Here is a 16,734-nt window from a genome sequence, read left to right as displayed (position 1 = left end):
AGCCAAATATCCAATTTTATTTAAATAATCCATGAATTTATTCAATTATCAAAAATGAAAAAATCACTGTTTTGTCTTTGCTTGTTACTGACTTGCCTAATAGGTTTCTCTCAGAAAAAAGCGAAAAAAAATAAACAATCAGCTGAACAAACTACGGTGAAAGCCCGTCGTTTGGAAGTGTTATTCCTCGGTGATAATGGCCATCATAAACCCATAGACCGCGTACCAACGCTGATGGAGGCTTTAGGAAATAAGGGTATCAACATTACTTATACTGATAAATTAGAAGACATCAATACTACTAATTTGAATAAGTTTGATGCCTTAATGATTTATGCCAACTGGGATAATATCACACCTGATGCTGAGAAAGCACTCTTAGCCTATGTGGCTTCTGGAAAAGGAATTTTGCCTATACACTGTGCGTCTTTCTGTTTTAGAAATTCACCTGAGTATGTTAAGATGGTAGGTGGACAGTTCTGGCGCCACACGATGGATACTATCCGAGCGAATATTGTTCAACCTAATAGTCCAATTTTAAAAGATATTTCAGGTATCAAAGCCTTCGATGAAACGTATTTGCATAGCCAATTACAGCCTGACAATAATGTTTTGATGACGCGTGACATCAAAGCTGACCAAACAAAAGACCGTCCTGATGCTAAAACTGAACCTTACACTTGGACTCGCCAATACGGAAAAGGAAAAGTATTTTATACAGCCTACGGACATGACGAACGTACATGGACAAATCCTGATTTCTTGAAACTATTAGAAAACGGAATTATTTGGGCTGTTGATGAACAAGCACAGGCTGCTCATGCTGCCCTTCACCCTGAAGCTTTTTCATATAGCCCAGCTAAGTTACCTAACTACGAAAAACGCCCTGACCCACAATTGCTACAAGCAGCTCTTTCTCCAGAAGAATCTGTTAAGCATATACAAGTACCCGTTGATTTTAATTTAGAAGTTTTTGCCCACGAGCCTAATGTTATGCACCCAATTGCTATGTCTTGGGATGAGCGTGGTCGTTTGTATGTACTTATCACCAAAGATTATCCCAACGAACGCAAAGACACTGGGGGTAGTGACTATATCTTGATTTGTGAAGACACCGACAAAGATGGTAAAGCTGATAAATTCACTCGTTTTGCAGAAGGTCTAAGTATTCCTACAGGTTTAGTCTTTGCCAATGGTGGCGTTATTGTAGCTCAAGCACCACACATGCTATTTTTGAAAGATACCGATGGTGACGACAAAGCCGATGAAAAGAAAATTTTGTTCTCTGGTTTTGGCACTTCTGATACGCATGCTGGGCCATCAAACTTGCATTATGGTTTTGATAACTGGATTTGGGGTTGCGTAGGATATGCAGGGTTTCAAGGGAAATTTGCCGAAAAAGATTCGGTTAAATTTGCTCAAGGATTCTTTAGATTCAAAGCCGACGGTTCTGATTTTGAACATATCACTAGCACTTCAAATAATACTTGGGGGTTTGCTTTCAATGAAACTGGCGATGTTTTTGGTTCTACTGCCAACAATTCACATGGCTGGTATATGGCTATTCCGCATAGAAATATTTTAGCGCCTTTATCAAACAATGGTAGCCGAAGCACGGATACGCATAAAGATATGAAAACCATTACACCAAGAATTCGTCAGGTAGATGTTTTTGGTGGATATACTGCGGCGGCTGGTCATAACTTTTATACGGCTAGAGCTTTCCCGAAAAACTACTGGAACAAAACGGCTTTTGTTTGTGAACCTACTGGACACGTAGTGCACCAGAATGTAATGACAAAGAATGGTACAGATTACAGTGATGTAGAAGGTTTTAACCTTTTGGCAGGTGCCGATGAATGGGTATCTCCAGTATTTGCAGAAGTTGGACCAGACGGAGCCGTTTGGATTGCTGATTGGTATTCTTTCATCATCCAACATAACCCAAAACCAAATGGTTTTGAAATGGGTAAAGGAAATGCTTATGAAACTGATTTGAGAAACTATACACATGGTAGAATTTACCGTGTAAGTTATAAAGAAGCTCCTAACTATACTCCTTTGAGTTTATCGAAAGACCGTCCACAAGAATTGTTAGCAGCACTCAAGAACACGAATATGTTCTGGAGAATGAATGCTCAGCGTATGTTAGTTGAACGTGGACAAAAAGACATTGTGCCAGCGTTGATTGAAATCACAAAAGACCAATCTTTAGACGAAGCAGGTATCAATCCAAGTGTGATTCATGCTTTGCGTACATTGGAAGGATTAGGGGTAATAAACGACCCAGCAGTACAACAAGCGTTGGTTGCTAGTTTATCACATCCATGTTCAGGTGTTCGTAAAACTGCTGTACAAATTTTACCACGCAATGAGGCTTCTGTGAAAATATTGTTGAACAATAACCTCTTGAATGACAAAGAACCTTTAGTGGTATTAAATACATTGTTGGCTTTATCAGAAATGCCTTTGACAGCAGAATCTGAGAAAGTTTTGTTAGCTAGATTAGAGCAATCAACTGAGGTAAACGACCGTTGGTTACCTGATGCCTTTGCGTCGGTATTAACTAGTCACAATCAAGTTTTGCTTAAAAAATATTTGCAGACTCTTTCAAAAAGTGCATCTACGACAAAAGCAAAAACAGATGCTATGCCTGCTCATCACGACCATGCGTCCATGATACAAAATGAGAAAGCTTCTGCTACTAAGTCTACTAGCAACAAGCCTGACTTAGTAATTGGTAAAATCAACTTTATGCCTGCTAATCCTGCATTAGGTGAAAATACTTTATTCAACATCGAAGTAAAAAACCAAGGAGGTGTAGCTGTAGCTCAAGGAGAAGTTATTAATCTTAATATCAGAATTGAAGGAGTAGGTAGAAAATTCGACTTGGTAAGCCATACATTTAATGCAGGTATTCCAGCAGGCGAAAGCGTAAACATCGATAAATATAATAACGGTGCATGGACTGGCAATTTAGGGCTAACATCTGATATGGCAGGCACTTATACTATCTCTGTAGAAGTAGACAAAACTAATACCATTGCTGAAGATAACGAGAAGAATAATGCTTATAGCCAAAAATTGACTTTCAATGCTCCGAAGAATATGTCGAACTACGCTATCGAAAAAGCCGTGAAAAACTATGCTAACGTTTCCTCTCCTGATTCTGTGGTGGCTTTATTGAAACTAAGCCAAAAATTAGATGAAACAAGTGCTGCTTCATTGATTAAGGGTGTGGCTGATGGCTGGAACTATCGAAAAAAATCACAGGTAAAAGATAGCGATAAGGCTTTCTTGGCAAGTTTAAGCAAAACACTTTCGCCTGACAACAAAGCTAAATTAGCACGCTTATTCCAAGTGTGGGAAGTAAAAGAAGAAGTGGTAGATGCCAACAAGGTGGTGATTGTGATAAAGTCTGTGAAGGAAGAAATGAAGTTTGATAAAAAGGAATTCACGGTAAAGGCAGGCACGAAGGTAGAATTGGTTTTTGAAAACCCTGATGCCATGCAACATAACTTAGTAATTGGTAAACCAAAATCGTTAGAAATCATTGGAAAGGCAGCGAATAAAATGATTACACAAAAGGATGCTTTAGATAAAAACTATGTACCTAACATTCCTCAAATCATTGCTTCAACGCCTTTGGTTAACCCAGAAGAATCATATCGTCTGACATTCACAGTACCAGAACAAATAGGAGATTATCCATTTGTATGTACTTTCCCAGGGCACTGGAGTATCATGAACGGCATAATGAAAGTAGTAAAATAATTTTTTTGATTGAAAATAATTAGTGAAACCTCCACATGTATTTTGTGGAGGTTTTTTGTTGTATCACCGCACCGTAGCACGACTTTCCAAGTCGTGACGCTTCTTGTTAAATATTACAAATGCTACGAGTTGGAAACTCGTGCTACAGATTTATTATTCAAACTTAGCAAATGAATAACCCTTAGCTTTCAACACCTGAATCAGTTCATCTAGCCTATCATAAAACTTATCTTTCCTTTCTGGCGAAACGCCTATGTGGGTCAATAAGATAAATCCATTCAAGCCTTTAGCTTGGCTTGTTTCATATTCTAATATTCGTTGAAATATCTGTTCTGAAGACTTATAATTAGGCATATCAGGCGTAGTATAATCAGCATTAGAAGAAGTCCCACCAGTATAATTGACAAGGGTCAGTCCAGCTTGTTTTGTCCAATCGACAATAGTTTGATTATACCATTCATAAGGAGGCATGAAATATTGGGCTTGTTTAGCTTGTACACCAAACTTCGCTAAGGCATCATAATTTTGTTGAAGGTCGGTCGTAAATTGCTCTTTATTGATTATAAGAGAATCGCGGTTTGTCCAAGGTGCATACAACAAATGTTTGTCGGAATGACAACCTACATAATTTTTTTGTGCAATCAATTTCTCAATAGTAGTCTTGAAAGCAGGATTTCTATAAAAATCTCCTGTAAAGAAAAAATTGGCTTTGATATGATGTTTATCTAATACGTTTGCGATAACTTCTCCTCCATCATTAAACTCATGTCCTGTAAAAGCTAGGTAGATTTTCTTCTCATCAGTATTCATTCTAATAATTCCACCTGATTCTTTCTCTGTTTTACTGTTGGTTTGACTCAACCCTTCTTTCTCATAATGCGATAGTAAAAACGACAAGCTAGCAGTACCATCCATCGTTGGTTCGTCAGTAGAATAATCACCATAATCATCATGATAAACTACTAAGTCAGATTGAAACTGCGCATATTCATCTGGTTGATAAAGTGTTATTCCTATCAGCTTATTCCAAATAGAACCATACACAGGGCCATCTACCAAACCGCCATCTATTTTATAATTATATAGATGCGTAAAAGCTGAATGAGGGTCTTGTGGTGATATTCCAGCACTCGGGTAACCACATATCATACTGGTTCCCCAAGGATTACAGCCCAAAAGCCAATCTCGCATAGCGGCTTCCATTTCCATATATTTTGTACTCTTTGTAAGTTTTCGGTACAATACCAATTGTGTGATAAGTCCACTTACATAATTGTTTGAACACCAAACAAAGGGAACACCATTCAGAAAAGGAGTATTTTTTCCTCTTTGAAAAACCTTCTCTATCCCACTTTCTAAATATTGTTTAAACTCTTTTGAATAAGTTTTTTGAGTGGTATTTTTGGCTAAGAAGTAATGTCCTAAATTCACAAAGGGATACCACTGATAATGCCTAGCTGTATCCGCACCCATCCAAGGCGTAGTAGGTTCTTGTCGACCAAAGGTTGCTGCTTCATCTACAATTTTCCGTTCAGTTAGTACATTAGACAATTGTGTCGCCGCTAATTCCATATCATCCACCCAATTGTCTTCTTCATAAAAATAAGGTGCTCCTCCAGGGGCTGTTTGACTAACTCCAGGGAATTCTTTCCCGAACTGGTAGGCATCTATGGCTTTTTCTTTTAATTGCTTGGCAAATGCTGGATAATATGACTGGAATAACTGATGCCCAAGTGCAAAGGCGGAGGCAAACTTGCCTACAGTCGATGATACGCCTGTCGTTCTGTTTTTATATTTAAAGCCTTGGGGCTTACCTGTAATAAAATACACGGGTCTGCCCAAGCCTTGGTTAGTAGCATATTTAGTTAAGTCTTTATTAGGTAGTCGCAGACCTCTGTGGTCGCGGTCATCAGCTAGTTGATTATAAAACTCATGTTTGGCGGGATTCATTTTCACCAACCAATCTAATCCCCATTTAGCTTCATCCAATATATCAGGAATGCCATTTTTACCAAGATTTCCCCAAGCATCATGCTTGTCGGTATATACCTCGGGGTTTTCTTGGTAAGCAAACATCATTTGAAAAATAGCATTAGCGGAGGTAGTAACGTATTGAAGGTAATCAGAAGCATCATGCCAGCCTCCCGACACATCCAGATGCGTAGAATCTTTTTGTTTATCAGGATGATATACGATAAAGCCATCAGCTTTATGGCAAGAGTCTTTCAAGAAAGGATTATATCCACTTCTTTGCTGACGCATATATTTCAGCACAAAATCCGCCGAACCTTCATATACATCAGCATTGATTCGGAATATTGGAGATTTGGTTTGTCCTACTTGAAGATAATAAGTGCCTTGTTGGGTAAATTTTGAAAAGTTAAGTCTAGCAGCGGATTGAAAAGAAGCGTATTTGCCAAATTGTTGTATTTGGCTCGACTGAAAAACTACCTTCTTCGTCAGTACATCAATTAGTGAAAAGATTGTCACTTTCTCTTCGTTTTTACTTACCCAAACACCCACTTTTTGTGATTGTGGTAAATACCCTACTTGATTAATTCTTATCCAAGCATTTTGAGTAGTTTGACCAATCGTAGTATAACATAAAAAGAAAGTTAAAATGATGAAGTATAGTTTTTTCATGAAGCTTTTTACTTTAAAATTAGCGTATTAATTTCTCAGATTCAAGCTTAAGTAGCGATTAGCAAATTGTCTGATTGGTGATAGCCCTGAATTAAAAAAAATGTTTCATTCTTTTTAATAAATAAATTCTTTTTGACTTTTCAGTAAACATGAGTCATCCCGAATTTTCTCTTGGAAAAGCAAGTTTTAAAAGATTTTAATGTTTTTTGGATTTATTCTCGTCCTTACTTTTTGCCTTGATGCAAAAAGTAACAAAAAAATCAAGAATTCCTAAACTCGCTTCGCTCAAACAGTAGGAATTCGATACCCATCAATCATAAAAAAGCGGTCGAAAAACAAATTTCGACCGCTTTTTTATGATTTTAAAATTCGGGATGACTCATGTTTACACTAATAATACATTTAATTATTAAAAATAATTATCTCAAAACAGTTACTTTATGATTTTCTATTTTACCATCATTTAAGTTAACTGAAAGTAAATAATTGCCCGAAGGGAGGTGTTTAATATTAATACCTTCTGCTGAAATAGCATTAGATTCTAGTACAGTAATACCACTCATATTTTGCAATTTCACATGACTAACTTTATTCAAAGTATTCGATGAAATATATAATATATCAGACGTTGGATTAGGATAAACTACCGATACAGTATTTCTTTCAGCAGTAACTCTATTAAGGTTAGTAGTAGAAGTGCCATCTTTTGGTGAAAAAGATACGTTATTATTCCCTGCACTTAAAGCAGTCGTATTCAAAGAATAGTTAGCTTGGTAATTTTGGTTATTAGCAACTACTGATTGTCCCGGAATAACAAAAATAGGCGTTTCTGTTACCGCTAAGTGGAAGTTATGAGTGCTATCTGTAACACTTAGACTATCCATCTTTTCACTTCCTGCTTTTGGATAATAGATTTTAATATCGTTGATATTATCCAAAGCTAAAGTATAATTACCTGTTCTTCCTATTTCATCTGGAATCATTAAAGCATACGCAGATTTCCCGTTTAGTTCATATCGATCTACCAATGGATCTTGTGAAATCGTTTCTTTGTAAACGTAATTCCCTATTAGATTTTTTGTTTGGTACAAATAATCAGCAATCGGACGACGATGTCTTAGTGAATCTATTAAACCCGAAGATGCAAATTGAGTAGGATTATAAGGGTTTGAATCATACAACATATAAAAGAAACTTCTTTCTAATCCTAAACGATTATACATCAATGCCGAACGAAGCCCCCAATCGGCTTGAGTGATAAGAGCAGATTTGCTACCTATTGGAATAGCCTTTAATGGACTATTTTGATTCAAATCAAAGCCTAATTCAGTAATCCACACTGGCATATCGTAGGCTTCATCATGTGCTAATTGAACAAACTTTTTTGCGGTATTTAAAGCCGAAGAAACTTCTGGAGCAGCCGCTCTTGTTGAAGAACCACTTTGTGATGAATTAGCATTATCTGAATATAAGTGATAATTGATTACATCCCAACATAAATTGACTTTTCCATCAGGCTTATAACCTCTGAACTCCTTACACCAGTCTATCATTCCTCTTACATAGTCAGGGTCGGCAGAAGCCAAACCTGCCATTACTACTTTGATGTTGGGGTCTGCGTTTTTAACACCAATACCTGGCCCCATAGTATTTTTATGTCCATCATAAAATGCTGATAAGTTTGCCGCATATTCACGGGCTGTTTGATAGCCTTTACGTCCTTTCCACCATTTATCTCTTTCATTACCACATTCAATATATTTTATCACATTAAGACCTACTTTTAACACATTAGGGCTATCGCTTGTCCAACGTGGTTGAGCAAAAACGCTAAGCAATGTAGTATCAACATTAGCGTTGCTTCCGTATCTAGCAATATACTGAAACGCTACTTGTGCTTGGTCTCTATAAGCATTAGGGTCTGAGTATGAATAGCCATACCTTGCTGGAACAATTTGTCCATCATGATATGTAGTATCAGGATATGTATTAAAAAACCAGTAAGGAACCCCTTGTAAACATGGCAAAACCTCTATCCCATCTTGCTTACAACGTTCATAGATTGCATCATAATTCCAACCTCCATTAAAGCATGGGTTATACGTATAAACATTTTCAAAGTGTTCTATTTTCTCCCAGTCCATATACTGACGAAAACCCGTAAACGCTTTAAAAGCCTGAACTTTATTTTCATCAAGTAAAGAAGCATCACTGGCTTTTAAGAAATCCCATTCAAATGAATTGATACCAAAAGCATCTTTCATTTTTATATTTTTCAAAGGTGGACTTGTTTGAGTAACAGTACTTGCTGTATAAGTACCATACAATTCCATTTCTCTAGGAAATCCCCCATAACAATTGATAAGTAAATATTTGAAGTTAGCAGTAGAAGGATTTGCAAGCACAAAATTATTAATATCATTTGGGTTAGGCCCAACCCATTGGTTATAAGATTCCCCTTTAAAAGTAGCAATGAGTACTCGTTCCCATTGGTCAGTAATACCATATAACTTAAATGGTTCGTTTGTCAGAGTGCCAGAACCATCATAAAACTTTACACTTTGAATATTAATTACTTCTCCTTCTTTTAAAGGATAGTAGCAGTCGTAATTATCCAAGATTTTACCCCATCCAGTAAATACCTCATTTTCTGTATCTTCATCAAATAAAGCATCTAATCCATACCCTACATGGTTTAGTTGATACCATCTTTTAGGGGCAATCGGGATTTTGGTGCCTACTATTGTAGGACCTGTTGGCGTAGTTGGAGTTGTTGGAGTTGTTGATCCAGATACAATTGCTTTGGCCGCTCCATTAACAGGATTGCCATAAACATTAACTTTCTGAGGAACATTATTGCCGTATTTACGAACAATAATGGCATCGGCTACAATCGGATTTGCCAAATTCAAGTCAACAAATGAATTATACGTTGACCCATCAAATAAGCCTAAATATGTTTTTGTCGTATCATTTAAAGCATAAATAGAGGCTGGTCTATCAGTAAAAACACCTGTATAATCAAAAAATGAAAGTTTTGAAATAATACTTTTAAATTCAAGGGTTAGTTTTATATCAACCCAAACACTGTTGCTACTCGACCACGAACTTTCTACTAATACATCTAAACTATCTGAAAGCCAAGGCGTATAATCTTGCCCTGTGTTGATGTTAGGTGTAATTGCAAAGTATCTTAAACGGTTTAATGACGGACTATTGGGTGTTGTGTCACCAAATACTTTGATTTTCTGAGGGATATCATTGCCAAATTTTCTAACAACGATAGCGTCGGCAATAATAGGAGTTGTTAAGTTCAAATCGACAAAATTATCGTAAGTAGAACCATCAAATAAACCAAGGAATGTCAACGTAGTATCTTTCAAAGCATAAATGGAAGCTGGATGTTCTGTAAAAACACCTGTGTAATCATAAAACGAAAGCTTTGAAATAGTACTCCTATGTTCAAAAGTTAGCCTAACGTCAACCCATTTGGCATTATTAGTCCATGCACTTTCAACAAGTGAGTCTAGGTTATCAGTGAGCCAAGAGGAATAATCCTGTCCAGTGTCTTCGCTAGGGTTGATTGAGATGATTTTTACACGATTTGTACTTTGTGAGAAGGTAGTGTGTAAAGAGCAGAATAAGGTACAACAGAGTAATAGAATTTTTTTCATTGTTTTAAAATATAATAGTGAAATATGCAGAAGTCATTGCACATCAAATATAATATTTTTACCATTCATCTCTTTTATACTACTTGAAAATTAATATTTATTTATTCAACAAATTACTGAGTATCTATCAATAAAATTGATTTATTATCAAATGTTAATAATCAATAAGAAGTATATTGATTGTATGATTGTAGCACAGCTTTCTAAGCTGTTACTAGGTACTACTTAATATTATAGGTACATTTATTATGAAAGCCTAAAGCTCATCTTCATTATAATCGATAGCACTATTATTCATTATGAAATGTATTTGAAACTAACTTGGTATTCAAGTTGGAAAATCATGATACAGAAGTATTTATTCAATGCCTTTAAAGTGCTAATCTTTTACTATATTTTTACTTTAAAATATGTAAATATGTCCAACATTTTAGATTATTTCATCCATGCTTTTACTCATCTACGCCGTGATAACAAAAACGGTGGAGCTCCTCACAAACCTATACTACTAATAGCCTTAATCCATGAGTACGAATTAGGACATATCCCAGACCACAAGGTTTATATCACCCCCGAACTTACACATTCCTTTTCTCTCTTTTGGAATCAGTTAGTAACAACGCCTCACGACCCAAGATTCGCTTTGCCTTTCTTTCATCTTACTGGAGAAAAAGGGAATTGGTGGCAATTAATGCCTAATGCAGGTTGTGAATTATGGATTGAAAACGCTGGCTCAATGCGAAGTTTTGGTAATCTGAGTGCTGCTGTGGCTTATGCAATAATTGATATAAATTTGGCGACTTTACTACTCAATCAGGAAAGTAGAAATATCTTAAAACAAGTACTACTGAAAACCTATTTCCCCAACAAGACACTAAAACAAGATTCTTTTGAGCAAGATACTTACTTTGATAATCTCAAAAACGATATTTATGAGCCATCAATCGCTTATAAGAGTAAATTAGAAGATTTAAAGAAAAGCCTTGACCCCGAAACTTATCAAATAGAAGTATATAATAGAGGGACTATTTTTAGAAGAGAAGTAGTAAAAATCTATGATACTTCTTGTGCTATGTCTGCATTAAGAGTATCAGCTTCTTTTGGTATTTCAATGGTAGATGCTTGTCATATTATTCCTTTTGCTGTTGCATTTGATAATACATTAACCAATGGAATAGCGCTTTGCCCAAATCTTCACCGTGCTTTCGACCGTGGACTTATTGCCGTAAACGACCACTACGAAATAATCTTATCAAAATCCTTTAGAGAAAATAAAGAAAGTGACTATAGTTTTCATAAATTAGAAGGCAAAACAATTTTATTACCTCAACAACTTGACTATCAGCCATCATTAGAGAATTTTGCTTGGCATAGAACAAATATTTTCAAGAAATGACATATCCATTTTTAAATTAATAAACATCGAAAAATTATTGATTGGTTTTCAAATTCCTCTTAATAATTTTAAATATGAAGTAATAGATGGAAATAGACGTTTAATAGCTTCAAAAATAATCAAAGCTTAGTTGGTATAAATGTGTACGGTATTGCAAAACCATTATTGAATCACAAGTTATTCCAAGAGCTATATATCATAAATTTCTATGTCTTTTATTACCCTCAAAGCAATACCGATTACATTGAGGGTATATTATTATTTATCTTCATTAACACTCCCCTACTACACCAACCCCTCCTTCAACAAATCATGCAAGTGAACAAAACCTATGGGTTTATTATTTTCAACTACTACCAATTGCGTAATACTTTTCTCTTGCATCAGTTGCAAAGCTTCTACGGCAAAAGCGTCGGCATTGATTGATTTTGGCTTGGCTGTCATAATATCTTTCGCTGTTAATCCTACCAAATTATCATGTACGTTTAACATTCTTCGTACATCACCATCCGTAATTATACCTAGTAAGTCGTTGTCCTGATTTACTACTGCTGTTGCACCTAATCTTTTAGAACTAATTTCTAAAAATGCCTCTTTAATACTTGCATTTTCGGATACTAGGGGCAATCCATGATTAGGGTAAATATCTGATACTTTCAGGTATAAACGCTTGCCTAAGGCTCCACCAGGGTGATATTTGGCAAAATCATCACTATTAAATCCACGGCATTCTAATAAGCATACTGCAAGGGCATCTCCTAATGCCAAAGCTACTGTTGTACTGGTTGTCGGAGCAAGATTTAAAATGTCAGCTTCTTTCTCCGTATAGGCATGTAAAATAAAATCTGCATTTTTACCTAGATAAGAACTTGTATTTGAAACCATTGCAATTAATTTTACACCAGTTCGCTTAATAAGGGGTATCAAAATTTTTATTTCGGGTGTATCGCCCGATTTTGAAATACACATTACGGTATCTTCTGTTTGAATCATCCCTAAATCACCATGTATGGCATCGGCAGCGTGCATGAACAAAGCGGGCGTTCCTGTTGAATTAAGCGTAGCCACAATTTTCTGGGCGATAATTGCAGATTTGCCAATACCAGTAATCACCAAGCGACCTTTGGCCTTAAGTAGGTGATTTACACATGATTCAAACGATGAATCAATTGATGCAACAATTTTTAGGATTGCATTTGCTTCTTCCTCTAAAACTTTTTTTGCAGTTGATTGGATATTTTTTACTAATTTCAATGTTAGAAACAGTTTTTCAAGACTGATTTTGTGTTAAATTTATTACAAAGATAAAGGATTATTAACCACGATATTAATCAAAAAACCTTTTACAAGTTTCAAAAACAATGAGTGTTACACAAGAAACCACCGACTTTTTAAAAGAAAAACTCAAAGAGACTTTTGGATTTTCCCAGTTCCGTGGTGAACAAGAAGATATTATAAAAAACACCCTTTCTGGCGAAAACACTTTTGTCATCATGCCGACGGGTGCGGGGAAATCATTATGTTATCAAATGCCTGCCATTGCGATGGAAGGTACTGCTATCGTAATTTCTCCGTTGATTGCCCTGATGAAAAATCAGGTTGATCAAATGAACGCATTTGGGATCAATGCTCAATTCTTGAATTCATCATTGAATCGTGCTGAAATGACGAAAGTTAAAAATGCGGTTATCAACGGAGAGGTAAAGTTGTTATACATCGCTCCAGAATCTTTAACCAAAGAGGATAACCTAGCGTTTTTAAAACAAGCCAAAATCTCTTTTGTAGCAATCGACGAAGCACACTGTATTTCGGAGTGGGGGCATGACTTCCGCCCTGAATACCGCCGTATTCGTTCTATTGTAGAAAGCATCAATACAAAGTTGCCAATCATTGCCCTTACAGCCACAGCTACACCAAAAGTTCAGCAGGATATCCAAAAGAACTTGAACATGGACGATGCTAGGCTGTTTAAGTCTTCTTTCAATCGTAAAAATCTTTATTACGAAATCCGTGCGAAGCGTGATGATATTGATAAACAAATTATCAAATACATCAAGGCCAATCATGGAAAGTCGGGAATTATCTATTGTTTAAGCCGTAAGAAAGTAGAAGAAATCGCCAATTTACTTAATGTAAATGGTGTAAGAGCTTTGCCTTATCATGCTGGTTTAGATGGTGATGTTCGCATGGCTAATCAAGAGGCTTTCTTGAACGAAGAAACCGATGTGATGGTAGCAACGATTGCCTTCGGGATGGGAATCGATAAGCCAGATGTTCGCTTTGTGATTCACTACGATGCTCCTAAATCATTAGAAGGCTATTACCAAGAAACTGGTAGAGCTGGTCGTGATGGTCTGGATGGTACTTGTATCATGTTTTATGCGAAAGAAGATATCAACAAGTTAGATAAATTCAACAAGGATAAAACCATTACTGAGCGCGATACTGCTCGTATGCTGTTGCATGAAATGGTACATTATGCCAACTTGGGTACTTGTCGCCGTCGTCAGTTATTAAATTATTTTGGTGAACATGTTGATAAAGACTGTGGTTTCTGTGACAACTGTAACAAACCAACACCAAAATATAAGGTAGAAGAAGCTGTAGTATTGGCCTTAAAAACGGTTGAATTAACAGGTGAGCGTTTTGATGCACAGCATATCGCAGATATTTTGATGGGTTATAAAAGCCAATATGTGGGCAGTTATGAACACAACAAAATTGAAACATTCGGAAAAGCTAAATCATTGTTCAAACTGAATGCTGATGAGGACGAAGACGACGATGATGACGATGACGACGAAGTAGAATTTTCGGACGAAGAAGATGAGGATGGAAATCCAATTCCGAAACAAAAGAAAGCAAAACCAGCAGCAAAATCTAAGAGTAGAAAAAATGCTGAGCCTGAACCGATTGAACAATGCGTTTCGATGGTGCGTCAGATAGCGGTATTAGGTTTCTTAGAAAAAGATGTTGAGAATTATGGTGTATTGAAAGTTTCTGAAAAAGGAAAAGAGTATTTGAAAGACCCTTATCCATTAACGCTTTCAAAAGACCACGATTATGAAAACGAGAAAATAGAAGAAGACGAAGAAAAAGAAGCGGCATCGGGCAGTGGTTCGTATGATGTAGCATTATTTGAATTGTTGAAAAACCTTCGTAAAAAACTAGCCAAAGAAAAAAATCTTCCTCCGTATGTAATCTTCCAAGATCCATCGCTTGAAGAAATGGCAACCACTTACCCTACTACCAAAGATGAGATGGCTCAGATTAATGGTGTGGGTATGGGTAAGGTTGTAAAATTTGGTCGTCAGTTTATTGACTTAATCAAAAAGTACGTTGAAGATAACGAGATTGAAACTGCTACGGAAGTAGTTGTGAAATCGGCTGTAAATAAATCAAAAATCAAGATTCATATCATTCAACAGGTTGATAGAAAAGTGGATTTGGATATCATTGCTGACCAGAAGGAGCTTTCGATGGCTGAATTGATTGAAGAAATCGAACATATCTGTTATTCTGGTACTAAACTAAATCTTGATTATTATATCAACCAAGTGGTTGAGCCTGATAAACAAGAAGAAATTTTTGAATATTTCATGGAGGCTGAATCTGACAATATCGCAGTGGCCTTGGAAGAATGTAATATTGATGATATTACCGAAGAAGAATTGAGATTGATGAGAATTAAGTTTTTGAGTGAAGTAGCGAATTAAGAGTTGTGAGCGGTTTTACGCTGTAGTTTAATGCAATGGCATACAATATTTAACTATTCACACAACAACACGTTGTTTATTTTAGATAAGTTACTTAAAAGGGTACTAGGCAAATCCTTAAGAATCAATCAATAAAATTGCTTAATGGAATGTTTCAATGATTATGCGGTAATTAATCATTGAAACACAAGAAAATAACAATAAATGAATACACTAATTTTAGGCTCTGGCGGACGTGAACACGCTTTTGCTTGGAGAATATCCCAGAGTACTCTTTGTGATAAATTGTTTGTAGCACCGGGTAATGCTGGTACTGCACAAATTGCTACAAATCTGCCTATTTCATATAATGACTTTGAGAAAATAGCTGAAGCCGTTTTAACAAATGGTATTGAGTTAGTAATTGTGGGACCTGAAGAGCCTTTAGTGAAAGGAGTAAGAGACTATTTTCAGTCGAGAGAGGATTTAAAACACGTTCTGATGGTTGGTCCGGATGCTCATGGAGCAATGTTGGAAGGGTCAAAAGATTTCTCGAAAAACTTTATGGTAAAGTATGGCGTTCCGACAGCGAAATCGCAGACTTTTACCAAAGATACCCTTGAAGACGGTTTAAAATATTTAGAAAACCAAAAGCTACCTATCGTATTAAAAGCCGATGGACTAGCCGCTGGTAAAGGAGTAATTATTGCCCTTTCGCTAGACGAAGCCAAAGAAGCCTTAACCGAAATGTTGGTTGACGCAAAATTTGGTGATGCTAGTAGCAAAGTGGTTATTGAAGAGTTTTTAACAGGCATAGAATTATCTGTTTTTGTATTAACAGACGGAGATTCTTACAAAGTTTTACCTGAAGCCAAAGACTATAAACGCATTGGCGAAGGCGATACAGGTTTAAATACTGGTGGTATGGGTGCGGTTTCCCCTGTGCCATTTGCTACAGCTAAATTCATGGAGGCTGTAGATACTCAGGTAATCAAACCTACGCTGGCTGGTCTAAAAGCTGAAGGCATAAAATACAATGGTTTTATCTTTATTGGTTTAATGAATCACGAAGGCGAACCTTATGTAATTGAATATAATGCTCGAATGGGCGACCCTGAAACAGAAGTGGTTTTACCAAGAATTGAGTCTGATTTCTTAGCTTTAATGATTGCCACTGCCAAAAATGAATTGCATGAGGCCGACTTTACAGTAAGTAAACAACATGCCGTTACTACGGTAGTTGTAGCTGGTGGTTACCCGAATGACTATAGAAAAGGTGATGTAATCGTGGGCTATGATTCAATCAAAGAAGCTACAATTTTTCATGCTGGTACTAAACTAGACAATAATTTAGTACTCACGAATGGTGGTAGAGTAATGGCATTGACAGGCATGTCGAATACCTTAGAGAAAGCCATTCAAAAATCTCAAAAAGCTGCCCAAGATGTGCTTTTTGATGGAAAATATTATCGAAAAGATATTGGGTTAGATGTGTTGAGGTATTAATCATACTTATTTATAAACACATAAAGTAGAATGTTTTTTTCATTCT

At 36.3% G+C, this 16,734-nt stretch carries 7 protein-coding genes; 4 read left to right on the top strand and 3 right to left on the bottom strand.

Annotation, left to right across the window (positions count from 1 at the left end):
• Positions 1–54: 54 nt before the first annotated feature.
• Positions 55–3,774, top strand: a complete 3,720-nt coding sequence (locus J2Y60_RS16625; RefSeq protein WP_309921031.1) for a PVC-type heme-binding CxxCH protein — start codon at positions 55–57, stop codon at positions 3,772–3,774.
• 153 nt (positions 3,775–3,927) lie between these two features.
• Here the strand turns inward: J2Y60_RS16625 and J2Y60_RS16620 are convergent, their stop codons facing one another.
• Positions 3,928–6,417, bottom strand: a complete 2,490-nt coding sequence (locus J2Y60_RS16620; protein ID WP_309921035.1) for a glycoside hydrolase family 9 protein — start codon at positions 6,415–6,417, stop codon at positions 3,928–3,930.
• A 419-nt stretch (positions 6,418–6,836) separates the two neighbouring features.
• A complete protein-coding gene (locus J2Y60_RS16615; RefSeq protein WP_309921039.1) occupies positions 6,837–10,091 on the bottom strand; it encodes a T9SS type A sorting domain-containing protein in 3,255 nt (1,084 codons plus the stop codon).
• A gap of 418 nt (positions 10,092–10,509) precedes the next feature.
• On the opposite strand from J2Y60_RS16615, the gene J2Y60_RS16610 reads away from it, so the two are divergent.
• Positions 10,510–11,487, top strand: a complete 978-nt coding sequence (locus J2Y60_RS16610) for an HNH endonuclease (RefSeq protein WP_309921042.1) — start codon at positions 10,510–10,512, stop codon at positions 11,485–11,487.
• Between the two features lie 285 nt (positions 11,488–11,772).
• On the opposite strand, the gene J2Y60_RS16605 is transcribed toward J2Y60_RS16610, so the two are convergent.
• Positions 11,773–12,741 carry a KpsF/GutQ family sugar-phosphate isomerase gene (locus tag J2Y60_RS16605; RefSeq protein WP_309921044.1) on the bottom strand — a complete coding sequence of 323 codons (969 nt, stop codon included), beginning with the start codon at positions 12,739–12,741 and terminating at the stop codon, positions 11,773–11,775.
• 107 nt (positions 12,742–12,848) lie between these two features.
• Between J2Y60_RS16605 and J2Y60_RS16600 the strand changes: the two genes are divergently transcribed.
• Together J2Y60_RS16600 and purD are read left to right on the top strand one after the other, a co-directional pair.
• Positions 12,849–15,203, top strand: a complete 2,355-nt coding sequence (locus J2Y60_RS16600) for an ATP-dependent DNA helicase RecQ (protein ID WP_309921047.1) — start codon at positions 12,849–12,851, stop codon at positions 15,201–15,203.
• A gap of 204 nt (positions 15,204–15,407) precedes the next feature.
• Complete coding sequence (purD, locus tag J2Y60_RS16595; RefSeq protein WP_309921051.1) at positions 15,408–16,688, top strand: phosphoribosylamine--glycine ligase; 1,281 nt, start codon at positions 15,408–15,410, stop codon at positions 16,686–16,688.
• Positions 16,689–16,734 lie beyond the last annotated feature (46 nt).

The sequence above is a fragment of the Arcicella sp. BE140 genome, from assembly GCF_031456255.1.
Lineage (GTDB): Bacteria > Bacteroidota > Bacteroidia > Cytophagales > Spirosomataceae > Arcicella > Arcicella aquatica.
This window is presented reverse-complemented; position numbering and strand designations above follow the sequence as displayed.